Source organism: Aliamphritea ceti, assembly GCF_024347215.1.
Taxonomy (GTDB): domain Bacteria; phylum Pseudomonadota; class Gammaproteobacteria; order Pseudomonadales; family Balneatricaceae; genus Amphritea; species Amphritea ceti.
Genome location: NZ_AP025282.1, coordinates 3,290,068 through 3,313,395, shown reverse-complemented (window position 1 = coordinate 3,313,395; position 23,328 = coordinate 3,290,068). Strand labels below are relative to the sequence as shown.

The 23,328-nt window shown below is 47.5% G+C and carries 23 protein-coding genes; 22 read left to right on the top strand and 1 reads right to left on the bottom strand.

What is annotated here, in order from left to right:
* Positions 1–7 precede the first annotated feature (7 nt).
* The 11 genes from cbiE (at position 8) to OCU49_RS15200 (ending at position 15,264) form a co-directional block, all read left to right on the top strand.
* Positions 8–1,348, top strand: coding sequence for a precorrin-6y C5,15-methyltransferase (decarboxylating) subunit CbiE (gene cbiE / locus OCU49_RS15250; protein ID WP_261841414.1), 1,341 nt, complete (start codon positions 8–10; stop codon positions 1,346–1,348).
* A 45-nt stretch (positions 1,349–1,393) separates the two neighbouring features.
* Entirely contained in the window at positions 1,394–2,134 is a 741-nt protein-coding gene (gene cobI / locus OCU49_RS15245) for a precorrin-2 C(20)-methyltransferase (protein WP_261841413.1), read from the top strand.
* Positions 2,131–2,901 (top strand): cobalamin biosynthesis protein, encoded by a 771-nt coding sequence (locus OCU49_RS15240; RefSeq protein WP_261841412.1) that lies wholly within the window; start codon positions 2,131–2,133, stop codon positions 2,899–2,901. Before cobI ends, OCU49_RS15240 begins: the two co-directional genes overlap by 4 nt.
* Before the next feature lie 115 nt (positions 2,902–3,016).
* Entirely contained in the window at positions 3,017–3,793 is a 777-nt protein-coding gene (gene cobJ, locus OCU49_RS15235; RefSeq protein ID WP_261841411.1) for a precorrin-3B C(17)-methyltransferase, read from the top strand.
* Positions 3,794–4,188: 395 nt separating this feature from the next.
* A complete protein-coding gene (gene cobM / locus OCU49_RS15230; RefSeq protein WP_261841410.1) occupies positions 4,189–4,977 on the top strand; it encodes a precorrin-4 C(11)-methyltransferase in 789 nt (262 codons plus the stop codon).
* A 69-nt stretch (positions 4,978–5,046) separates the two neighbouring features.
* Positions 5,047–6,147: a cobalamin biosynthesis protein CobW gene (cobW, locus tag OCU49_RS15225; RefSeq protein WP_261841409.1), complete on the top strand. Its 1,101-nt coding sequence runs from the start codon at positions 5,047–5,049 to the stop codon at positions 6,145–6,147.
* The gene (gene cobN, locus OCU49_RS15220) at positions 6,147–10,046 is read left to right on the top strand and encodes a cobaltochelatase subunit CobN (protein WP_261841408.1); all 3,900 of its coding nucleotides are present in this window, start codon (positions 6,147–6,149) and stop codon (positions 10,044–10,046) included. Before cobW ends, cobN begins: the two co-directional genes overlap by 1 nt.
* A 34-nt stretch (positions 10,047–10,080) precedes the next feature.
* On the top strand, positions 10,081–11,781 hold the full coding sequence (locus OCU49_RS15215; protein ID WP_261841407.1) for a cobyric acid synthase: 1,701 nt from the start codon (positions 10,081–10,083) through the stop codon (positions 11,779–11,781).
* On the top strand, positions 11,781–12,761 hold the full coding sequence (gene cbiB / locus OCU49_RS15210; protein ID WP_261841406.1) for an adenosylcobinamide-phosphate synthase CbiB: 981 nt from the start codon (positions 11,781–11,783) through the stop codon (positions 12,759–12,761). Before OCU49_RS15215 ends, cbiB begins: the two co-directional genes overlap by 1 nt.
* The gene (locus OCU49_RS15205; protein ID WP_261841405.1) at positions 12,761–13,921 is read left to right on the top strand and encodes an aminotransferase class I/II-fold pyridoxal phosphate-dependent enzyme; all 1,161 of its coding nucleotides are present in this window, start codon (positions 12,761–12,763) and stop codon (positions 13,919–13,921) included. The genes cbiB and OCU49_RS15205 overlap by 1 nt, the downstream gene beginning before the upstream one ends.
* 83 nt (positions 13,922–14,004) lie before the next feature.
* Positions 14,005–15,264 (top strand): sirohydrochlorin chelatase, encoded by a 1,260-nt coding sequence (locus tag OCU49_RS15200; RefSeq protein WP_261841404.1) that lies wholly within the window; start codon positions 14,005–14,007, stop codon positions 15,262–15,264.
* 101 nt (positions 15,265–15,365) lie between these two features.
* Here OCU49_RS15200 and OCU49_RS15195 read toward each other — a convergent pair whose 3' ends face one another.
* Positions 15,366–15,875 (bottom strand): hypothetical protein, encoded by a 510-nt coding sequence (locus OCU49_RS15195; protein WP_261841403.1) that lies wholly within the window; start codon positions 15,873–15,875, stop codon positions 15,366–15,368.
* A gap of 696 nt (positions 15,876–16,571) precedes the next feature.
* Here OCU49_RS15195 and OCU49_RS15190 point away from each other — a divergent pair.
* The 11 genes from OCU49_RS15190 (at position 16,572) to OCU49_RS15150 (ending at position 23,215) form a co-directional block, all read left to right on the top strand.
* Positions 16,572–17,150: a hypothetical protein gene (locus OCU49_RS15190; protein ID WP_261841402.1), complete on the top strand. Its 579-nt coding sequence runs from the start codon at positions 16,572–16,574 to the stop codon at positions 17,148–17,150.
* Between the two features lie 84 nt (positions 17,151–17,234).
* Positions 17,235–17,591, top strand: a complete 357-nt coding sequence (locus tag OCU49_RS15185) for a hypothetical protein (protein ID WP_261841401.1) — start codon at positions 17,235–17,237, stop codon at positions 17,589–17,591.
* A gap of 92 nt (positions 17,592–17,683) precedes the next feature.
* Positions 17,684–17,917 carry an immunity 41 family protein gene (locus OCU49_RS15180; RefSeq protein ID WP_261841400.1) on the top strand — a complete coding sequence of 78 codons (234 nt, stop codon included), beginning with the start codon at positions 17,684–17,686 and terminating at the stop codon, positions 17,915–17,917.
* A 287-nt stretch (positions 17,918–18,204) separates the two neighbouring features.
* The gene (locus tag OCU49_RS15175) at positions 18,205–19,119 is read left to right on the top strand and encodes a DMT family transporter (RefSeq protein WP_261841399.1); all 915 of its coding nucleotides are present in this window, start codon (positions 18,205–18,207) and stop codon (positions 19,117–19,119) included.
* A gap of 95 nt (positions 19,120–19,214) precedes the next feature.
* Complete coding sequence (locus tag OCU49_RS15170) at positions 19,215–19,775, top strand: hypothetical protein (protein ID WP_261841398.1); 561 nt, start codon at positions 19,215–19,217, stop codon at positions 19,773–19,775.
* Positions 19,754–19,897, top strand: a complete 144-nt coding sequence (locus OCU49_RS23785; RefSeq protein WP_376787895.1) for a hypothetical protein — start codon at positions 19,754–19,756, stop codon at positions 19,895–19,897. Before OCU49_RS15170 ends, OCU49_RS23785 begins: the two co-directional genes overlap by 22 nt.
* 82 nt (positions 19,898–19,979) lie before the next feature.
* Positions 19,980–20,261 (top strand): hypothetical protein, encoded by a 282-nt coding sequence (locus tag OCU49_RS15165; RefSeq protein WP_261841397.1) that lies wholly within the window; start codon positions 19,980–19,982, stop codon positions 20,259–20,261.
* Positions 20,262–20,396: 135 nt separating this feature from the next.
* Positions 20,397–20,807, top strand: a complete 411-nt coding sequence (locus OCU49_RS23780; protein ID WP_376787881.1) for a GFA family protein — start codon at positions 20,397–20,399, stop codon at positions 20,805–20,807.
* Between the two features lie 440 nt (positions 20,808–21,247).
* On the top strand, positions 21,248–21,610 hold the full coding sequence (locus OCU49_RS15160; protein WP_261841396.1) for a VOC family protein: 363 nt from the start codon (positions 21,248–21,250) through the stop codon (positions 21,608–21,610).
* Between the two features lie 103 nt (positions 21,611–21,713).
* Complete coding sequence (locus OCU49_RS15155) at positions 21,714–22,328, top strand: cytochrome c oxidase assembly factor Coa1 family protein (protein WP_261841395.1); 615 nt, start codon at positions 21,714–21,716, stop codon at positions 22,326–22,328.
* A gap of 371 nt (positions 22,329–22,699) precedes the next feature.
* Complete coding sequence (locus tag OCU49_RS15150) at positions 22,700–23,215, top strand: P-loop NTPase family protein (RefSeq protein WP_261841394.1); 516 nt, start codon at positions 22,700–22,702, stop codon at positions 23,213–23,215.
* Positions 23,216–23,328 lie beyond the last annotated feature (113 nt).

Genomic DNA, 23,328 nt, shown 5'->3' with positions numbered 1-23,328 from the left:
GGGGACGATGAGCGATCTCAAATTACATATCATTGGCCTTGGAGTCAGTGATAAAGCACGGCTCAGTGTTGAGGCTGAAACGGGGTTACGTGCTGCTGCAATTGTGATCGGTTCAGAACGTCAGCTTGAAACAGTCGCTGAGTTACTCACTGCTGAGCAGCAGCAGTGCGTGCTGCCTAAGCTTTCTGAGCTGAAGCAGCAGCTGCCCGATATGGCAACTAAGGTAGATACTATTGCGATTCTGGCTTCAGGCGATCCGCTATTTTACGGTATTGGTGCATGGTTCGGGCGTACTTTTGCTCAGGCGCAATTGCACTATCATCCGGGTGTTTCTAGCTTGCAGGCAGCTTGTCACCGTTTAGGGCGCTCCTTGCAGGATACCGAAGTCCTAAGTTTGCATGGCCGCCCACTGGCGAAAATCCGTACCCGTTTACGTAATCGACAGCCGTTGCTGATTCTGACTGATGCTCAGAGCAATCCGCAGGCCCTGGCCCGTGAATGCCTGGCAGCCGGATTCAGTGAGACGCTGATCAGTGTCTGTGAAACATTAGGTTACCCGGAAGAGCAAGTACGCAGTTTTACAGCCCGCCAACTGGCAGATGCAGAGGGTGAATCGAATGCCCTGGAGTTCGATCCGCTGCATGTCAGCCTGGTTGAGCCTGTTTTACCTGCTGGTAAGGCGGCTTTATTACCGGCATTTCCCGGCATTGCTGATAATGGTTTTATTACTGATTCGGAACAGGCTGAGCGTATTCTGGCCGGCGACGAGTGCAGCCTCACCGCTGAAGTGGCGTCTGCCGGGAAAGGCCTGATTACCAAGCGTGAAGTGCGTCTGTCCATTTTGTCTTTAATGCAGCCTGCAGTTGATGACTGTATCTGGGATGTTGGTGCCGGTTGCGGCAGTGTCGCTATTGAGCTGAGTTACTGGCAGCCAAAGTGCAGAGTGTTTGCTATCGAGCATCATGAGCAGCGATTAGCCTGTTTAACGGCCAATCAGCAGCGATATGGCGTCAGCAGCAATTTGCAGGTCGTAGCGGGGCGAGCACCACAGGCCCTTAATGATTTACCGTCTCCTAATAAGATTTTCATTGGTGGCAGCGATGGCGAAATGGCCACCCTGTTACAACAGTGCTGGGCTTTGTTACCACCGGGTGGTGTGTTACTGGCCAGCGCTGTGACAGAAAACAGCAAACAGCAGCTGCTGAGCTTTTATGATCAGCGCTGCGGCGCAGGAGATTGTCAGCCACATACAGTTCAGATCGGTGTAAGCCGGGGTGAGCAACTGGCTGGCCAGCTGATGTACCGGCCAAATTTACCGGTCAATTTATACAGCTTCTGTAAAAATTAATTTTCGTGGGCAGATGCCCGCGTGTGTTTAAGTGAGATTGAAGATATGAGCAATGCGACAGCAACAACTGGCACCGGCTGTTTCTACGGTGTAGGTGTTGGCCCGGGTGACCCGGAACTGCTGACTCTGAAAGCCCTGCGTCTGATCAAAGACAGCGCGGTTGTCAGCTACCTGTCGAATGCGGAAGGGCATTCCCAGGCATGGGGTATTGCCAACGCAGCACTGGAACTCTCCGGAGCAAGCTGTGCGGCAAAACATATCAGTGTCCCAATGCCGATGGTGATCCAGCGGGCACCGGCAAATGCTGCTTACGATAAAGGTGCAGCGGAAATTCGCGAATGTCTGGAAGCCGGTCAGGATGTGGTCTTTCTGTGTGAAGGCGACCCATTGTTTTTCGGTTCATTCAGCTATTTGTTAGAACGTCTGGAAAGTGAGTTTACCTGCAAAGTCGTACCGGGTATTTCATCCGTAAACGCCGCTGCTTCAGCACTGGCGTTACCGTTAACCATGCAGCAGGAGTCTTTTGCTGTGGTTAGTGGCCGTCACTCTGATGAGCAACTTGCGGAAGCACTGACAGATCATGACAGCGTTGTGATAATGAAAGCCGGTCAGGCACGGCCACGTATTCTGGCTCAGTTGGAAGCAACTGGACGTCTGAACGAAGCCCGTTATCTTGAATATATTGGCCGCGATAATCAGCAAACGATGCCCGCCAGTGAATTGGTAAATGAAGTAGGGCCGTATTTTTCACTGTTTGTTGTAGTGCGTGGTAACCGTCCGTCATGATGCGGATTTTTGCCCTCACTGAAGTAGGCAAACGCCTGGGTGAAAAGCTTGAGGCTTTACTGGTAGACGCTGGGGAAACGGCTGAACTTAGTTATAAGCCACAGCCGTTTAAACAGCAGGTTCGCGACTCGTTTAAGTCTGGTGAACGGCAGATCTTTATCTGTGCTACCGGCATTGTTATGCGCACTCTGGCACCGGTTATTGAAGATAAATATAAAGACCCTGCGGTACTGGTGCTGGATGAGCTGGGTAAGTTTGTTATCCCGTTGTTGTCTGGTCACGAAGGTGGCGCTAATCAGTGGGCGGCAGATGTCGCAAAACTGATTGACGCACAGTCGGTAATTACTAGTGCGAGAGCCTATCTTGAGCCGGTATACAGTGTGGGTATGGGGTGTGAAAGGCATTGTCCTGAACATGTCTTGCAGGGCTTGCTGGATGAATGTCTGGCGAAGGCTAATTTGAGCATTGATGACATCAGTAGCATTCACAGTATTGATGTAAAAGCGGACGAAGTCGGCCTGATTGAGCTGGCAAAGACTTTGGGTAAGCCTTATCAGACCTGGGATGCAGCAACGCTGATGCAGATGGAACCATTGCTGAGCATGCGTTCCGAATATGTATTTAATACCGTCGGGGTATATGGCGTAGCGGAGTCCGCTGCCCTTTATGCCGCCGGGCAGATCACCGGTGAAGCACCGGAGCTGGTGTTGCCGAAACATAAGAATAAGCAAGCGACGTGTTCGATTGCACGTAGTTTTAGATATTGAAAAGAACTGAAGCAGATATCACCAACTGATACTGCTGTCTGCGTGGTAAGCGCAGTTTTGATAACAGGTCCGATGTTTGTGCATCGGTACAGATACTGAAGAGTAGATTGAAAAAATGGCAAAACTATTTGTTTTGGGCACCGGCCCGGGAAATGCTGATCTGTTAACACCTAAGGCCCGTACTGCTATCGCTGCCAGTACAGATCTGGTTGCTTACGGTTTGTATCTGGATCTGCTGGGTGAGTTGTGTGAAGGCAAGACCCACCACGACCTGCCATTAGGCGAAGAAATCGGTCGTGCACGTCTGGCGCTGGATCTGGCTTCAGCAGGTAAAGATACAGCACTGATTTCCAGCGGTGACATCGGTATTTATGCGATGGCAACACTGGTATTCGAACTGCTGGATCAGCAGCTGCAGGGTAAAGAAGATCATCCTGAATGGCTGGATGTTGAAATTGAAGTTGTACCGGGTATTTCCGCGATGCAGGCAGGTTCAAGCCGCATCGGTGCAATGCTGGGTCATGATTTCTGCACCATCTCTCTGTCTGATCTGCTGACACCATGGGAAACCATTGATAAGCGTATTCACAGCGCTGGTACTGGTGATTTTGTAGTGTCTTTCTACAACCCAGTATCCAAAAAGCGTGACTGGCAGTTAAACCACGCCCGTGACGTGTTGCTGCAATACCGTCCTGCGAGTACTCCGGTACTGCTGGGCCGTCAGCTGACCCGTGAAGATGAATCTATCCGTATCATCACTCTGGGTGAGCTGGATGCTAAAGACGTGGATATGTTCACTATGGTTAGCGTGGGTAACAGTGAAACTAAGCACATTCTGAATGGCAGCAAAGAGTGGGTTTATACGCCACGCGGCTATAGCAAAAAACTCTAACTATTGGCTCTGGCTATTGCGCTTGATCATACGGCGTTAAAATCTGTTTCAGGATGCTCACTTATACGTATAAGCTCCGCTCCCTCAACAGATTTTGCCTTGTCTGACCTGCGCTCATGACGCCAGAGAGGCGCTTTTGTAGCGCTTGGACATACGGCGTCAAAATTCGCCTCGGGATGCTCACTTATTTACATAAGATCCGCTCCCTCGGTGAATTTGTTCCTTGTCTGACCTGCGCTTATGACGCCAGAACCCGCTTGAAAGCGTAATGATAACGCTTGAAGTGGCTGGTGGACCTGAGAGTAAGTTGAAGCGTGGCATGTAATACCCGGATTTCCTGCCCGTGCAGGGAATTGCTGAATAACAACAATGCGTGTTTGCAGGAGTCATGAAAAATGACCGTTTATTTTATTGGTGCTGGCCCGGGTGATCCGGATCTGATGACCCTTAAAGGGATGAAGACACTGAAGAAGTGTCCGGTAGTAATGTACGCCGGTTCACTGATACCCCGTGAAGTACTGGCTGAAGTGGAAGATACCGCTGAAAAGATCATTGATACCGCCAGTATCGATCTGGACGAAATCTCAGCTGTCATCGAAGAAGCGCACAAAGAGGGCAAAGATGTTGCCCGTTTACAGTGTGGCGATCCGGCTTTGTATGGTGCTATCGGTGAACAGATTCGCCGTCTGGAAGAGTTTGGTATCGACTACCAGGTAATTCCGGGTGTCAGTGCGGTTGCCGCTTCTGCTGCGATGCTGGGTAAAGAACTGACGCTGTCTGGCGTAACCCAGACTGTAATCATGACCCGTTATGAAGGTAAAACGCCGTTCCCTGAACGTGAGCGTTTGCCGCAGCTGGCACAAAGTGGCGCGACTCTGGCAATTCACTTAGGCATTTTACGTATCCATAAGATCGTTGAAGAGCTGATTCCGCATTATGGCGAAGATTGCCCGATTGCTGTTTGCTACCGGACGTCATGGCCAGATCAGGATTACGTGACCGGCACTCTGAAAGATATCGTGCAAAAAGTTCGGGATAAAGGTTTCACCCGTACTGCACTGATTCTGGTTGGCCACGTACTGGACTGCGATGACTTTGCGGACTCTTACCTGTATGCCAAAGATCAGGCACACGTTTACCGTCCAAAAGTGAAGCCGGAAACGCCACGTACAGTGAAGCGTTAATCCCCCTGCTGAATAATTGCGCTGTATTGCCTTGAAGGTGATACAGCCTGAATTAAGAGAGATACAGAAATGCAACTGAATAAGATCCCAACGACTGTTGTTACCGGCTTTCTGGGTAGCGGTAAAACAACTCTGCTGTCTAACGTACTGAAGCAGGCTGCCGGTAAGCGTATTGCTGTTATTGTGAATGAATTTGGCGAGCTGGATATCGATTCTGATTTACTGCGCAGCTGCCCGCTGGATTGTGAAGATGAAAACGCAACCGCTGCCAATGGTGATAACGGTTTCTACGAACTGGCTAACGGCTGCATCTGCTGCACCGTGGAAGAAGAGTTCCTGCCGGTGATGGAGCAATTGGTTGCCCGTCGTGACGACATCGACCATATCCTGATCGAAACCAGTGGTCTGGCACTGCCTAAGCCGCTGGTACAGGCATTCAACTGGCCTGGCATTAAAGAGTACTGCACTGTTGATGCTGTAATCACTGTGATTGATGGTCCTGCGGTTGCCGCTGGCCGTTTTGCACATGATGCAGACAAAGTACAGGAACAGCGTCTGGCGGATGAAAGCCTGGATCACGATCCGTCTCTGCAGGAACTGCTGGAAGATCAGCTGAGCGCTGCGGATCTGGTAGTTGTTAGCAAGAACGACCTGCTGGACGAAGCTCAGCGTACTGTTGTTCAGGACCGGGTAACTGCCAAAGTTCCTTCTTCTGTTAAGACCACTTACATCAGCAACGGCGAAGCTGAGCTGGATGTACTGATGGGTCTGGATGCCAAGGCAGAAGAACGTATTAATCATGTGCATAACCATCACGATCACCACCATGATCATGACCACCACCATGAGCATGCACACGATCATTTCGATTCTTTCGTCGTTAAGATGGGTGAAGTGGACAGCGAGAAACTGCAGCAGGTTCTGCAGGGCCTGATCGAAGAGTACAACATCTTCCGCGCGAAAGGCTTTGCGGCTCTGCCAGGTAAGCCAATGCGTCAGGTAATGCAGGCGGTTGGTAAACGTCTGGATGTTTACTTTGACCGTCCATGGGCGGCAGAAGAAACCCGCGGCACTTCTCTGGTATTCATCGGTAAAGGCATCGAACAGTCTGTTATCGAAGCAGCACTGAATGAAGCGCTTGCTGACCAGGCAGAGGCAGCAGCGGTTTAATGCATTTACTGGCAGCACAACCCGGTGGCTTTGTTGATGAAGAAGGTATCATCGATTTAGATCAGAGCCCCGGCGATATCGTTATTATGGCGGCGGCAGACAGCGCCCTGGCGGGTTTAGCCAGCGGTGTTGATCTGGCGCCTGCTGATTTGCCGGGCATCCGTCTGGCAAACTGGATGCAGATTCTAAAACCAGCCGCTTATGATCTTTATGAACATAAAGTACTTGAGCAGGCAAAAGTCGTTGTTGTCTCTCTGTTGGGAGGTGCCAGCTACTGGCAATATGGTTTTGAGCGTTTACAGGCCTGGGCAAAAAAGCCCGGCCGTACGCTGATTCTGGTACCCGGTGACGATACGCCTGATCCGCAGTTAGAAACTGCCAGTAATGTTACCGCTGAACAGCAACAGCGAGTGTGGCGCTACCTTCGGGAAGGCGGCACTGCGAATGCTGAACAGTTGCTGCGCTATCTCAGCGCAGCCTTTATTCCTGAACATGCAGAGCTACTGTGGCGCGAGCCGCAGGTATTACCGCGCTGTATGATCTATCAGCCTGCCAGCTTGTCCGAAAAGAATGTTAACGGACAGGCGCAGGCTTCTTTTGCTGAGTGGCAGGCGAATGCGTTACCGGATGCTCCGGTTGCCCTGTTACTGTTTTATCGCAGCCATTTACAGTCAGCCAATACCGACATGTTCGATCATCTGATCGAAGTGCTGCGCAGTGAAGGGCTTAACCCGCTGCCACTGGCAATTGCTTCTCTCAAAGATCCTGAATCTATGGCGCTGGTTAACGCGTTACTGGAGCAGAGTGATGCCAAGCTGATTCTGAATACCACCGGCTTTGCCAGTAACACAGTGGCCAGCCCGGATCTGTGTTCGCAGCCGAGTGAATTCTATTCGCCATTCAGCCGTGAAGTACCGGTATTACAGTTGGTACTTTCAAGCAGCACCGAAGAAGACTGGCAGCAATACAGCCAGGGGCTGCGCAGCCGGGATATCGCCATGCAGGTGGTATTGCCGGAAATGGATGGCCGGGTCATTACCCGGGCGCTGAGTTTTAAAGCTGAAAGTCACTTTGCTGAGCGCAGTGAAATTTCGGTGGTACGTTATGCGTTGCATGCTGAGCGGGCCCGGTTTGTTGCTAAGCTTTCTCTGGCATATTGCCGGTTGGCTAATAAGCGCAATGCAGATAAACGCGTCGGTGTGATTCTGGCAAATTATCCAACCAAAGACGGCCGGATCGGTAACGGTGTTGGTTTAGATACGCCGGCATCGACAGTGAACATTCTTAACGCCATGGCTGATGCGGGTTTTCCGGTGGAAAACATTCCGGCCAGCGGCGATGACCTGATTAAAGAATTGCTGGGTTCGGTGACCAATAACCCGAATACCCTGCATACCTTGCCATGCTGGCAGAGTATGGCAATTGATGAATATATGGAGTACTTCCGCGCATTACCGGAAGACTGCCAACAAGCGGTTTATGACCAGTGGGGCAGCCCGGAGCAGGATATTAAATGCCGTAATGGCCGTTTAATGCTGTCCGGTATGCGCTTAGGTGAAACCTTCATTGGTATTCAGCCTGCCCGTGGTTTTAACATCGATCTGGTGGCGAATTACCATGACCCGGATCTGATCCCACCGCATAATTATTTAGCTTTCTATTTTTGGATGCGTCACTGCTACGGTGTGGATGCAGTCATTCATGTGGGCAAACACGGCAATCTGGAATGGCTACCGGGTAAAGGTTCGGCACTGTCTGACCAGTGCTGGCCAGATATAGCTCTGGGCCCGATGCCGCATTTTTATCCGTTCATCGTTAATGATCCGGGTGAAGGCTCGCAGGCTAAGCGCCGTACTCAGGGCGTGATTATTGATCACCTGATGCCGCCAATGACACGTGCCGAAACTTACGGTGAAATGGCTGAGCTGGAAGGGCTGGTGGATGAGTTCTATCAGGCAATGGGTATGGATCAGGCCCGTGAGAACTGGCTGCGTGAAGCGATTCTGCAACAGTTGAACGATTCAAACTTACGTGAAGAGCTGCTGAGCCAAACCAATTTGCATCATGCTGAGCAGGTTGCAGGGGTGAGCGAAGAAGAGGTTGAAGAAACCCTCCTGTCTGAACTGGATGCCTATCTCTGTGATATCAAAGAAGCGCAGATTCGCCATGGGTTGCACATCATAGGTGAACTGCCTGCTACTGATAAGCTGGCAGACACGTTAGTGGCATTGCTGCGTTTACCCCGCGGTGATGCCGATGATAGCCGCGGCATACTGGACAATATCGCGCTGGATCTGAATTTGCGCATCGATGGCGAATTATTCGAGCCGTTAACCGGCGATCATACGGTCTGGGTTGGCGAAAAACCTGCGTTGCTGCAAGCCGTCACTGATGATGCCTGGCGTACGCAGGCAGACACCCGTGAGCGTCTTGAACTGCTAGCCAAAGGGCTGATCAGGCAATACGTGCTTATGGCTGATGCCGAAGTCGCCGCAGTCACTGCAGATACACTTAGCCAACTGCCGCATACAGCAGCGCAGCTGGGCTATGTTAATACTGTGATTTTCCGGGCATTGCAGCAAAGTGCTGAGTTGGAAATAAGCTCGCTGATTAGCGGGTTGAGCGGTGGTTTTGTGCCACCGGGGCCAAGCGGCGCGCCTACCAGAGGCCGACTGGATACTTTGCCGACCGGGCGTAATTTCTTTGCGGTGGATAACCGTGCAATTCCGTCTCCGGCAGCATGGGCAATTGGTGAGCGTTCCGCTAACGCACTGATCGAAAGGCACTTACAGGAACACGGCGATTACCCTAAACAGATGGGATTATCTGTGTGGGGCACCGCTACCATGCGTACCGGCGGTGATGATATCGCGCAGGCAATGTCGCTGATGGGCGTTAAGCCAGTCTGGGCGCAAGGTTCTAATCGCGTGGTAGATTTTGAAGTGGTCAGCTGTCAGCGACTTGGCCGTCCGCGGGTCGATGTGACGCTTAGGGTGTCTGGTTTTTTCCGTGATGCATTCCCGAACGTGATGAAATTATATGATGCTGCCGTTCAGGCAGTAGCAGCACTGGATGAGCCGGGTAACGGTAATGTTATTCAGGCGAATATCGAAGCCCGACAAGTCGAGCTGGAAGCGGAAGGTATGTCTGCCGATGATGCTTCCCGGCAGGCAAGTTTCCGGGTATTCGGCAGTAAGCCTGGTGCCTATGGTGCCGGTTTACAGGGCCTGATAGACGAACGTTGCTGGGAGCAGGAAAGTGATCTTGCCGATGCCTACCTCAACTGGGGTGGTTATGCCTATGGCCGTGAGGCAGAAGATGGCGTGCAGGCTAAACAGGCCTTTCAGCACCGTTTATCTCAGTTAGAAGTGGTAGTGCAGAATCAGGACAACCGGGAACACGATATTCTCGATTCGGATGACTACTATCAGTTCCAGGGAGGCATGACTAATGCTGTGCGGGTCTTCGGTGGAGAGATGCCGCAGGTGTATCACAACGATCACTCAAACCCTCAGCAGCCAAAAGTCCGTACCCTGAAAGAAGAGCTTAACCGGGTAATCCGTTCCCGGGTGCTGAATCCAAAATGGATTGGGGCAATGCGTGAACATGGCTACAAAGGTGCGTTTGAAATGACCGCCAGCGTGGATTACATGTTTGCCTATGATGCGACTACAAACCTGATTGCCGATTATCAGTACGAAAAAGTCTCTGATGCGCTGGTGTTTGATGAAGAAAACCGGGCGTTTCTGGAAGAGCATAACCCGCATGCGCTGGAAGAGATGGCAGAACGTTTGTTGGAAGCCGCACAGCGTGGTCTCTGGCAGGAACCGGGCGAGTATCAGGATAAGCTGCAAGACTTGCTGCTGAGCATTGATGAACAACAGGAAGCGGCCGGTTAAACGGCTAGCGAAGATTAAGTACAGGTTATAAACGATGACAGCTGCTAAATTTGGATCATCTCATTTATCTTCACCACACGTTTCCTCACCTCAGAGCCTGATGGTACAGGGCACGACTTCGGACGCTGGTAAGAGCATTCTGGTGACGGCGTTTTGCCGGATTCTGGCCCGTAAAGGCATTAATGTTGTGCCTTTTAAGTCGCAGAATATGGCGTTGAACAGTGCGGTAACCGCTGAAGGTGGTGAAATCGGCCGGGCACAGGCGGTTCAGGCTGAAGCCTGTTTTCTGACGCCGTCGATAAGCATGAACCCGGTATTGCTGAAACCTAACAGCGATCTGGGTGCTCAGGTAATTTTGCACGGTAAAGCCATCGGCAATATGCAGGCGACCGAGTATCACCAGTACAAGCCTGAACTATTAAAAGAAGTTGTCGCCAGCCATCACCGTTTACGTGACGAGTTTGAAGTTGTGCTGGTAGAAGGTGCCGGCAGCCCTGCAGAGATCAATCTGCGGGAACATGATATTGCTAACATGGGATTTGCTGAGGCAGTCGACTGCCCGGTAGTGATCTGTGCGGATATCGATCGCGGTGGGGTATTTGCCCATTTGTACGGGACTTACGAGCTGCTGAGTGAATCTGAAAAAGCCCGGGTGAAAGGTTTTATCATCAACCGTTTCCGGGGTGATATCCGTTTGCTGCAGTCTGGCCTGGACTGGCTGGAAGATAAAACCGGTGTACCGGTAACCGGCGTGATTCCTTATATCCATAACCTGCACATTGAAGCCGAAGATGCAGTTGCTCAGCAACAAACCGGTGACAATGATTACCAGCAGCTAAGAGTTGTCGTGCCACTGTATCCACGTGCCAGTAACCACACTGATTTTGATGCGTTGCGGATGCATCCGCAGGTGGACTGTCAGTTCCTGAAAGACCCGGCGCAGTTTAAAGGCGCTGATCTGATCATCCTGCCGGGCAGTAAAAATGTCCGTGGTGATCTGAGCTGGCTGGATGGCCGTAATACATACGCTAAATCTGAGCACAATGATGCCGGTATTTCAGATCTTACCTGGCGGGAAGTGATTCAGCGTCATCTCCGATTGGGTGGCAAAGTATTAGGTATCTGCGGCGGTTATCAGATGCTGGGTAACTGGGTACATGATCCGGATGGTCATGAGTCCGCACCGGGCTCTGACAAAGGCTTAGGCCTGCTGGACATGGAAACAACCCTGACCGGCGATAAGATTTTACGTAATGTGCGCGGTTTTTTAGCAGCAGATGACTCGGTGGTTGTCAGCGGTTACGAGATACATACTGGCCGCAGCAGCGGGCCAGCGCTGGATATCCCGATGTTCCATGGCTTACATGAGCAGGAACAGCAACACGGTGAACAGATATCTAATGGTGCTTTATTAGCTGGCTCTTTAGACCTAAGCTCTTCAGAAAGAGCTTCTCTAGATGGTGCGCGGGACGCGGATGACAGAGTCATGGGCAGCTATATTCACGGGCTGCTGGATGAAGAGACAACACTGGAATATGTACTGCGCTGGGCAGGTCTGGCGCAGTTTGAGAGCTTTGATTATCTGGCATTCAGGGATCAGCAGATCGAACGTCTGGCAGATGCTGTAGAAGACGCTATACCGCTAGAAAAGTTATTGGATTTACTGCAAATGGATATCAGTGCAGTTGATCAGGCGAGTGCAAAAGCGATGCGTGAAGAACTGGGTGAAGGCTAATGACTGAAGGATTAAGCATCGTACTGGCGATTCTAATCGCCTTACTACTGGATTACCGTTTTCAGGAGCCGCGTTGTTATCACCCATTAGTGGGCTTCGGTAACCTGGCTCTGTGGCTGGAGAAGCATTTAAACCGCTACCGCCACGGTGCGCAGGGGGACGCGTCCGGTAAAGGCCGTGGCATTCTGGCCTGGTGTCTGGCAGTACTGCCAATCACAGTACTTGCCTGTTTGTTAATGGACATACTGGCACTGAATATATGGTGTGAAACCTTGCTGGGCAGTGTTGTGCTGTATCTGGGCATTGGCTGGCAGAGCCTGTTGAGCCATGCCCGTGCCATTGCTAACCCATTAGGCAAAGGTGACATGGACGGTGCCCGTCAGGCGGTGAGCATGATTGTCAGCCGGGACACCTCAACGCTGGATGAAACCGCTATTGCGACAGCAGCCACTGAGTCGGTACTGGAAAACGGTGCTGATGCAGTATTCGCCGCGATCTTCTGGTTCTGCCTGTTTGGTGTACCGGGTGTGGTGCTGTATCGCATGAGCAATACACTGGATGCCATGTGGGGATATAAAAACCGCCGTTATCTGAATTTTGGCTGGGCAGCTGCTAGGGCAGATGACGTATTGAATTTTATACCGGCGCGGTTAACCGCATTAAGTTATTGTCTGGCCGGTAAAACTACAGCGGCCTTCAAAGCCTGGAAACGTCAGCGGGGCAACTGGAAAAGCCCTAATGCGGGTTTAGTAATGTCCAGCGGAGCTGCAGCTATTGGTGTGAAGCTTGGCGGTGGTGCGGTGTATCACGGCAAATGGCAGGACCGCCCGGTACTGGGGCTGGTGGAAGATCCGACCCCGAAAGCCCGGGACATTGAAGCGGCCTGTCGCTTAGTGAATGAAGCGATCTTGTGCTGGTATCTGGTGATAGTCGCACTGGCAATGGCACCATCACTGTGGCTTACCCTGAGGCTGATGTAATGAGTGAGCTGAGCAGGTCTGTCGCAATAGATATTGAAGAAGCTGGTGGTAAAAACCAGCTGGCAGGTCAGGAGTTGAACTTGTGCCATGGCGGTGATCTGTATTCCGCCAGTCAGCAATTTGGCACAGCAGTGGAAAACTGGATTGACCTTTCGACAGGCATCAATCCACAGTATTACCCGCTACCGGCGTTCGACAGTCAGGCCTATCAGGCACTGCCATATTTACGTCCTGAGCTGGATGAAGCTGTGCGCAGCTATTACGGTGATTTACCTTATCAGCTGGCGAATGGTAGCCAGCCGATTATTCAGTTTTTGCCGGAAGTATTAGAAGATATGCCGGTACTGCTGCCGGACTTTGGTTATCAGGAACACCGCCAGCACTGGGAAGAGTATGGCGCTGAACTGCGTTATTATCCGGCGCTGGATCATGCTGCTGCAGAGCAGGCGATAGAGCTGGCATTAGATCGCTCATTAGACTGTTCAGTAGACCGCTCAGTAGAAATGTCAGCCAAAACAGATGACAGCTTTCATCTGTTAGTGATTAACCCGAATAACCCAACCGGGCTGAAGTTTACCCCGCAGCAGTTAGCTAACTGGGCGGACAGGCTAAAACCTGGTGCGAAGCTGATTGTAGATGAAGCTTTTGTAGACCTTCATCCGGAAGAGAGTGTATTAGGTGAATTTAACCGCCCTAATATGCTGGTGCTGCGTTCGTTCGGGAAGTTTTTTGGCTTAGCGGGCATCAGGCTAGGCGCTATTTTTGGCAGTGAAGATGTCATACAGGGCTTAGCAAAGTTGCTGGGCCCATGGCCGGTAAACGGGCCGGCGCAAACAGTCGCGATTGCGGCGCTGAATGATGTGCAATGGCAACAGCAGGCGCGGCAGAATATTGCTGCCAATGCGGAACTGACAGAAAAACTTTTACAACCGGTTTTGGCGGCGTATGATGCACAGCCTTTTTGCCGGGAACAGTTATTCGCCTGTCACAGATTAGCTAAGCCAGCTGCTTATAAGTTGTATCAAAAGCTGGCAGAACAGGGAGTTTTAGTGCGTTTGATTGACCTGCACGATGGCAGCATGCTGTTACGTACTGGCATCATAGACGCACTGCAACCGGAGGCGTCTGCACAGCTGCAGGCCCGGCTGGAAACGATTTAATCGACAACATCTGTTACATGCAGATGTGAGCAACAAAACATACTAAGAATATAGAGCTCTGAGATATGAAACAGGGCGACAAGATGCGGAGAGAAATTGTGTCAAAAAAAGGCATTATGGTCTGTGGTCACGGTAGCCGTGACAAAGATGCAGAACGCGAATTTGGTTTAGTGGCAGCAGGCCTGAAGAAGCGCTTCCCGGATATCCCGGTTGAATACGGTTTCCTTGAGTTTTCTGCGCCGAATATTCATATGAGCCTGAACTCTCTGCTGGAGCAGGGCGTTGAAGAAGTTTATGCTATTCCGGGTATGCTGTTTGCGGCGACTCACGCCAAGAATGATATCCCGTCTGTGCTGACGACGTTTGAAGAGAACAACAGCCAGATCGAAATGCATTACGGCAGCGAGCTGGGTCTGCACCCGGCAATGATCGAAGCCTTCCAGGCACGCATTTATGAGTCTATGGGGCTGGATCCTGAAAACCCACCAGAAAACCTGTACGACACGCTGCTGGTTGTTGTAGGCCGTGGTACATCCGATACCGGCGCAAACGCAGAAGCCGCTAAGCTGACCCGTATCGTTAACGAAAACATGGGCTTCGGCTGGGCTGATACGGTTTACTCCGGTGTAACTTACCCTTCAGTGGGCGTAGGTATGGAGAAGCTGCTGAAGCTGGGTTACAAGCGCGTAGTTGTTGCGCCTTACTTCCTGTTTACAGGCCGTCTGATCAAGCGTATCTACGGTTATGTAGATCAGGTTGCTGAACAGAACCAGGGTATTGAGTTTATCAAGACACCTTACCTGAACGACCATGAGAAAGTGATCGACGCATTTGAAATTCGCGTCCGTGAAATTCTTGATGGTGAGCAGGACCTGAGCAACGAAAGCCTGATGGAATCCTTCAAGCGCCGTCTGGCTGCTGGCGAAGTAGATGTTCACCATCACCATGCCGAATTCAATCCGAATGAAGGCGAGCATGATCATTCACATGATCACGGCCACTCGCATGAGCAGGCTCAATCGCACGATCACGATCATTCACATGATCATGGTCACTCGCACGATCACGATCATTCACATGATCATGGTCACTCGCACGATCACGGACATTCACACGACCATGATCATGGGCATTCTCACGATCACGGACATTCACACGACCATGATCATGGCCACAGCCACGGTATCTACAAGCACATTGCACACCCACTTGGGCCACGTACCATGATCGGTGAAGGCGTATGCTGCTGCTTCATGAGCCAGTTCCCACAGGAAGTACTGGACGAAGAGCAAGACCGTATCGGCCTGGTAAAAGCTGAAGAGACCTTTGCTCACAAAAAGTAAGCTGCACTAGCTAACAGAGCAAAACAGAAACCGCCGGTGACGCAAGTGACCGGCGGTTTTTTTATGGCTGATGTTTTAAAAGGGATGCTCAGAAAGATGAACTATGATTGGCAGTCGTCAAATTCTTCAAAGCGTTCTTGCTGAGCAACATCTGAGCCTTCAGGCATACTCCATAACTCGGTTGTGCAATAGGGGTTGATAGCTGTCAGATCACCATTCAGCTTGATGTCGTAATTTTTGCCGGATTCTGGTGTGAATTTAACAATACCTGAGCAGGTACTCATTGCACCTGACACCGAAAACATAAACAGGCTGAGAGGCTTGCCAACCGGTACATTTACGCCGTTTTCATTAAAGTTCGTCATTAAAGGATGGCCTTCAACCAGCATCATGAAGCGGGTGTTTCCAGCTTGCATTGGTTCATCACATTTTTTAAATGCTTTCATATTGAAGATCTGAGTGCTGGTTCCACCGATTAAAGGTGCTTTAATGTCACGTGTGACGTGTATTTGTGTTGTTTCTACATTTTCTGGTGTTACATAGTCGGGAGCTGTAGCGCAGCCTGTTAAGGTAGAAAGTACTGCGGAAGTCAGAAGCATATTTTTAAACATATCGGTCCTTAATATGTATCGATTTTTACTTATATTACTTGAACTATCAAAGGCTTGGTAAGAAAAATATGCGGTAATTGAACGCTCGCTAGGCTCGTTTCTGTAAGATGTTTTGGATGAAAAACAAGACCGTATCGGCCTGGTAAAAGCCGATGAGACTTTTGTTCACAAAAAGTAATCTTAACTAGCTAAAAGAGCAAAACAGAAGCCGCCGGTAACGCAAGTGATCGGCGGCTTTTTGTGGCTGATATATTCTTAGCCTGAATACTTTAATGCTGTAGGGCGAGAACTACTAAAAAACGGATCGGATAGTTATGCAGATAAGGCTATGACAGTGTTATCACTCATATCATCCATCTTGTGGATATTCTTCATAGCATAACTGTGTAATTAGACAGTATATTCACAGAAATGCTGAATGTAGGCGCGTTTTGTCAGTTAAGAAAGCGGAGTCTGGCACGTTTAGCTACTGGTATAACCTGTAAAAATCCTGCAATATGAGTCGGATAAGGATATCAACAGGCGAAATACTGCGCCTGTCGATTCAGACAAAACGAGCGCGCTCGTTTTGCCAGAAAAGAAAAAGGATGTGCTACAGAAAAAGGTATATAGATCAACTATATACTTTCAATCATTACCTTTTCCTTCATGGGCAAATCGAGCCGGCGCAGTATTAAAATGTTAGTGCACGTAATTATGAACATTGAAGAATTATCAGAGAAGCTATACGAAGATCTTAATGGTCGAATCACGGCCGTAGATTATTCACACGATTTAGTAATCGATTTCCGGTGTGATGATTGGACCGACTATGATGTTACACGCTATTTCAAGATTACGTGTCACGGAGTAACCGAAAGCGAAGTGCAACCTTCTGTAACTGGTGAGATCGAATTTACGGATTCTCACCAGTTACTATGGAATCACAATGAGCCTCATGGGGGGCTTTATTACTCCTCAGAGCCAGAAAGTCGGTATGAAATACTAGGTCGGGTCTGGGAGGCCCATGAAAAACTATTTGGTGGCTGGCGTCCCCTTTCTGACTTTGCCAATACATATAATGCGGGCCAGTTCATAGAGTTCTGTAAAGGCTCCAATGGGCAGCTAGCGCAGGGACCTAAACCACTAATGGAACTTTATCAAAGTGCAGTTGGCAGCCACATTAAAACCAATTTTGTACCCTCATATAATCCTGAGGGTGGGTGCAAGGCATTAGTGTTTGATACATGCTTTGTAATATGTAAATCCGTAGCTGTGGCAGAGGTCCGCAGCTAACAAGTCACTCAAAGGCGACGCAAAAAGCGCGCGCATTAGTGAAGCGTTAGCTTCTAAAACCAGTCCGAAAATAGAGATGATACGATGAAAACTAAGGGTCTTAGCGACAAGGAAATACTAGATCTAGTACAGCCTCTAGCAGAGCATACTGAACAATCATGGAATAATAAAAACTACAGTGGTTTTATTCAGTACTTTATTGATGAGAATCCTTCCGAGAACTTTCCAGAAGAAGAATTCAATCGACAGATTGAAGAAAATTACGATTCATATGGCAAACACACAATCTCGGATTTAGTGGCAATCCATAGAAACCCTGATCATGTGATAGTGCTATGGAAAGTGAAATTAGAAACTCGGAAAGAGCCTGGTCTATTAATTTATGGTTTTAGAGAGCGAGTAGGTAATGTATTAATAGAAGGTTGCTCATACCATGCATAAAGCTAACAAGGTTATCAAAAACCGTTCCGGCCAAAAAGCGGCCTCCACTGGACGCGCTAAAGCGCGCCTTTTATAGCGGCGTTAGGCACATCATGGTAAATAAATCCTTAGTCGAAATATTCAAAAATATCCCTGGTGATGGCTGCCTAGAATGGGAAGATTCTTTCTATGGCTATTTGTCTGAGCACGGTGAGTGGGATTTAGATAAGTTTTGGGTATTGCACAAAGCTTTAATCGATATAGCTAAAGAAATAGATGACGAATTATCGGTGAGTAGAGAATTATCTTATGCTCTCTTGTATATTCAACAGAACGTTTTGATATAGATAGATTCTCATACCAATCCAGCTGTTGATTGGCAGATTACATCTGTAAATGATGAAGAATTATATGAACTTCAAGAACGTTTTCAGGATGCAATATTAGGGGCTATTACAGGTGAGGTTTTAGATGAGGCAGATTTTGATATGCCAAATCCTTTGCTATCAATTGCCTAACAAGGCAATTAAACGGATAAAAAACAGTTGGCTTTTGTTCGTTTCTCACAACGTTTAGCCAACTACTTTTTGCCGCTTATTGCGGCGTTATACAAACCAAAAACTGAAAATATCCCATGTCTTCTAATAAAATTCCTACGCATTATAGGTCTTCGAAGCTAGCGTTATTAGCCGCTTGCGGAGCAGGTGTATTATGGGGAACAGGTGCGCTTGTTGTTAATATACTCGTAGCCCAACATGGTTTTACTCCTGAAAATGTCTCTTTTTGGCGCTTTCTCATTGGTGCAGTAGTTCTAGCCATAATTTTTGGTCGTCGAATTGTTTGGAGAAAATTACGTCCAATTTTACCAATTGTATTTATTGCTGGAACAGCAATGTCAGGTTATGTATTACTTTGGTTTCTTGGTATAGAGCAAATGGGTGCTGCAATTCCAACACTAATAGCACTCTGTTTACCTCCTGTCATCGTTACAATAATTTCAGTATTTCGTGGTCAAGAGATGGCGGATTTACAACTAATTCTTGTGCTTTTGGGAGCAATTACAGGTACAGTTTTAATCATCACTCAACATGGTTCTACAACTTCAAACATTAATTCTCATAACACCATGCTTGGCGTCGCTTTTTCTATTGGTTCGGCATTTCTGTACGCTGGTTTCTCAATGATCAGTGGTCGTATTTCTATCGCTCTTGGGGCTGGCCTAGCAACAACGTGTCTTACTGTGGTTGCAGCCATAATAATGGGCTTAACTACTCTTTATCGTCCATTCTCCTGGCCAGCAGAGTTTCCACCTCAAGTTTGGTTACTCTACCTTGGTCTAGTAACTGCAGCTTTAGCATTATTAATATTCAGCTGGGGCGCAGCACGTCTTAAACCCACTGAGCTTACTGTTGCAACATTACTTGAGCCACTGACAGCTGTTGTGCTATCAGCTTTTTTACTTGGTCAACACTTGAGTATATTACAGTGGGTTGGTGGTGGACTTTTATTATTAAGTATTTGGGTGCTAGGAAGTCGTGCTGCAAAATGAAATTACAAAATGTATAACAAGTTGCTGCATCGGAAAAACTACTCGCTCGCGCTCGCATTTTTCCGTTGAGCAAGGCGTTAGCTGTAAGTGAGATTATGAAATCAGTTAAAGAAACATACGAAGAATTGGACCTCCACTTAAAAGAAGCATCTGTAGCTAAAATTGGTGGGTTTCGTCCACCAGAAGATAAAATAACTTCTTGGTTTGGAGGTCAGGGAATAGGTTCAAAAGGTGAAGTGCTTCCTACCTATAAAGGCAAGGAAATGTTTTGCTTGCTTCAAGTAAAAATTTCAGAATTGCCAGTAATTCCTCCAGAGCTACAAAAAACAAAATTTTTGGTTGTATTCACAAACCGTGAAGAATTGCCGTTTGATAAGCCTCACGGTGAGGGGTGGGAAATAAGGGAATATGAATCTTTAGATGACTTACAATTACTTCCTAAATCAAAAGAGCCTGATTTAATTAAAGGCTTTCCAATACAATGGAACAAGGTTGTTGATGATACTCCAGATTGGGAAAATGCTTGGGACATTGTAGATATGACTCCTATCAATGAATCAGATGGTGAAGATGAAAATTTTTTTATGATTATAATCGCTATCCCGGAACTAAATTTGGAGGGTTCCCGAAATGTATTCAGCACAGTCATAACCTAGACGGCTATGTGTTTCAAATAGGCAGTGAAGAAAAACCGAATTGGATGTGGGCCGATAATGGTATTGCTTACTTTAACAAAAACGAATCCGGTGAATGGGTATTCGAATGTCAGTTTTACTAATCACAGCTAACAAATTTGTCAAAAGGACGCTCCTGTCGTCGCGCCTTTTACAAAAGCGTTAGGTGACTACGAGGTTTAACAAATGGATTTGTATACTCTAATTCTTGATTTCAAAGGTGGAACATTCATATCGCAATGTTTATCAGCCTGTAAAGAAGATGCTTTATATAAAGGGATATTAAATTGGGATATAACTGGTCTAGAAGATGTGATAACGGACAATTCTAGAAATATCCTACTGGAAGATATTGAGAATGAAAATTCAATCCCTTTGAAGGGTATGAAGAATGTTTGGTCTTGCAGTGTATTTGTTAACGAAGAACTAATGCTTATAAATTTAGTTGCTACTAAAGACGTCACATAACAAGTCGTTTAAAAGGACAAAAACAGTTGGCTTTTTCTCCTTCGTCGCTAATTTTAGCCAATAATTTTTTGCCTCATAACGAGGCGTTAGGTTGCATTCAAAAATCGCACCAACTGATAAATTGGGAATAGCTAAATGAATGATAATAAACTTTGTGGTACATGTGCTTGCGGGAGTGTTGCATATGAGATCACACCGCCTTTTCAATTTTTCCAATATTGTCATTGCAGTAGATGTCGGAAAACATCTGGAGCAGCGCATGCAGCCAATATTCGACTAGATCGGAACCAATTCGCTTGGACACGAGGTGAGGAACTGGTAAATCGTTGGGAGGATCCCGCCGCGGAGCGTTTTTGCAATTCATTTTGTTCAGTGTGTGGCTCTAAATTACCCTCGCTTAATCGCAGTGGGGGAAGTGTTCTTGTTCCAGCTGGAACCTTAGATGATACCCCAGCAGTTTCACCCGAACGCAATATTTTCTGGAAGTCTAGAGCTGATTGGTATAGTGAGGTGGGTACAATTCCTTTCTTTGATGAAAGACAGTAATAATAAAAATGAAGGAGCCAAATCAGCCTAATAACCGGTTGAGCACGGATATCAAAAACGCTACGCGTTGTTGCCACCGATTAATCGGGCGTTCTATAGCTTAAGAGCCCAGAGGACTTAGCCCTTAAGTCTAAGCCTTTGGCCTCTGCTAACCGAGCACTCAGTGCTAATAGCAAAATAAGGACAACGTGGTACCACTGGACGGTACGCAGTAGCTTCAGGTCTCTGCTCTTTCCCTCCGTGTTTCCGCTCAAAAATTATTGAACCATAAGGTTCGTTGACCAGCACTTATTCGCATCACCGGCTTTAGTTTTAAAGCCGCACGGGCAAGTTATGTCGTATGTAACAAACACAGGCATTGCTGCCCAATACATGGACTGTGCTCGCTGCGCGATTTCATGCTGCGAGCGTTGGGTATAAAGAATCTATAGGAGAAGAAGATGAGTAATAAAATTAGTAGCGTAACTGTTGGCCTGCCGGTCACTGATCTGAGTCGAGCGACTGATTGGTACCGTCTACTTTTAGGGAGCCTGGAAGAAGTAAGCCCTATGGAAGGTATTTGGGAGATTCGTGTTACGTCTTCATTCTGGTTGCAACTTTTTGAGCTGGAAGCCGAGGAGTCTAGTTCAAAATCTGTCAATTTTGAGACTGATGATATAGAACGTAGTCATGAGTTAGTTTTAAGCCTTGGAGTGGATGCGGGGCAAATAGAGACTGTACCTGAAGCTATTCAATATTTTGAATTCAGTGACCCATTTGGCAATCTACTTTCATTTTATAAAACTCTTGGCAACAATGCCTAACAAGACGCTGTTGTCGGATAACTTCTCCGGCACATCGTGCTTCCAAAACTACCACAAAACGTGGCGTTAGATATTCACCAAAGGATTGGAGTTAATTTGTAAAATGAATCAAGAACAAGAATATGTTTCAGGCTTAGGTAAGAATTCTGTAGTTCCGCCAGAGATCAAAGGGTGGAATTGGGGAGCTTTTTTTCTAAATTGGATTTGGGGAATAGGTAATAGCACATATATAGCATTGTTAATGTTTGTTCCTCTGGTAAATATTGTAATGTTTTTTATGCTTGGCGCAAAAGGAAATGAATGGGCGTGGAAAAATCGAACATGGAGAGATATTGAACACTTTAAGCAAACACAGAAAAAGTGGCGTAATGCTGGTTTAATCGTATTTTTTGTGGTTTTTCCTCTGTTTTTTATACTGATTGGTAACATGCTTAAAGGTGCAGCTTTCGATCAATCCATGGTTGCAATATCTCAAAATTCTGAAGTTATTGAGGTCGTGGGTGAGCCTATCGAAGCTGGATATTTTGTCATGGGAAGCATTCAAACGTCAGGAACAGATGGAGAAGCATCTTTACAGTATTCAATTTCAGGCCCTAAAGGTGACGCTGATGTTTATGTACAAGCATATAAAGAAATGGAAGCTTGGGTATTGTATAACGTTATTGTTCATTGGCCTGAATTGGATAAAAAAATACAGGTTGTAACTCCTGTAGAATAAATGCCTTACAAGCTGTTAAAGCGAGATTGCTAAAGCTTGGCTTAGTTTCGCTTCGCTACACAGTTTAGTCGAATATTTTTCTGAACCATTAACAGAGTGTTAGAAATTAATTTAGGGCCAAAGTAAAACTAACCGTTAGTTGCTAGTTGGTTTTACTCTGACCTTAATTATCCCTATTACGGTTTGACAATCTTTTTTCTATATATGACGATCAGTGTATGAAAACAAACCTTCAGCAGCAGACAGTACGAATTATCATCATTCCATAGGAATGGTGGATGTCTGATGCGCTTTTAATTTATCAAACCCACCCTGAAGAGGTGGGTTTTTTGTTTCTGCCTCATGGGGATCTTCCATTTTAAGGCGGCAGTATGAAGAAAATCGCAGTTTTTGGTAAGCCAGGAAGTGGCAAATCGACTTTAAGTAAAGCGCTAGTGTCAGCAACAGGTATACAGCTACACCAGCTCGATTCGATGTTGTATAAGAAAAGCGGCGAGCTTGTAGATCGCAAGTTATTCGATGACGCACATGAAAGCGTTCTGGCGTCTGACAATTGGATAATTGATGGGTTTGGGCCCATCGCTTCGTTTAATCAGCGTTTAGAAGCGGCTGATACCTTGGTTTATATTGATCTGCCATATTTAACCAGTTATTGGTTTGTGACCAAGCGGCTGTTAAAAGGATTTGTTGTAAAGCCTGAAGGTTGGCCTGATGGCTGCTCAGTACTGAAAGGCACATTGGAAAGCTATAAAGTATTAAAGCTATGTCCTAGGTTTTGGAATGACGACTTTATGTGCAGATTAGAAGCGTTATCGACTGATAAATCACTCTATATAATTCGGTCGGTTTCTGAACTAAATAACTTTGTGCGCCGGAATACTAAATAGACGCACATAAGAAACGGATCAAATCTGTTCAGTCACAAAATAATTGTGACCTCTACTAAACGGGTTGGTACTCATTCGTTTAGCCGACCGTTATGAGGCAGAGTAATTCGTGA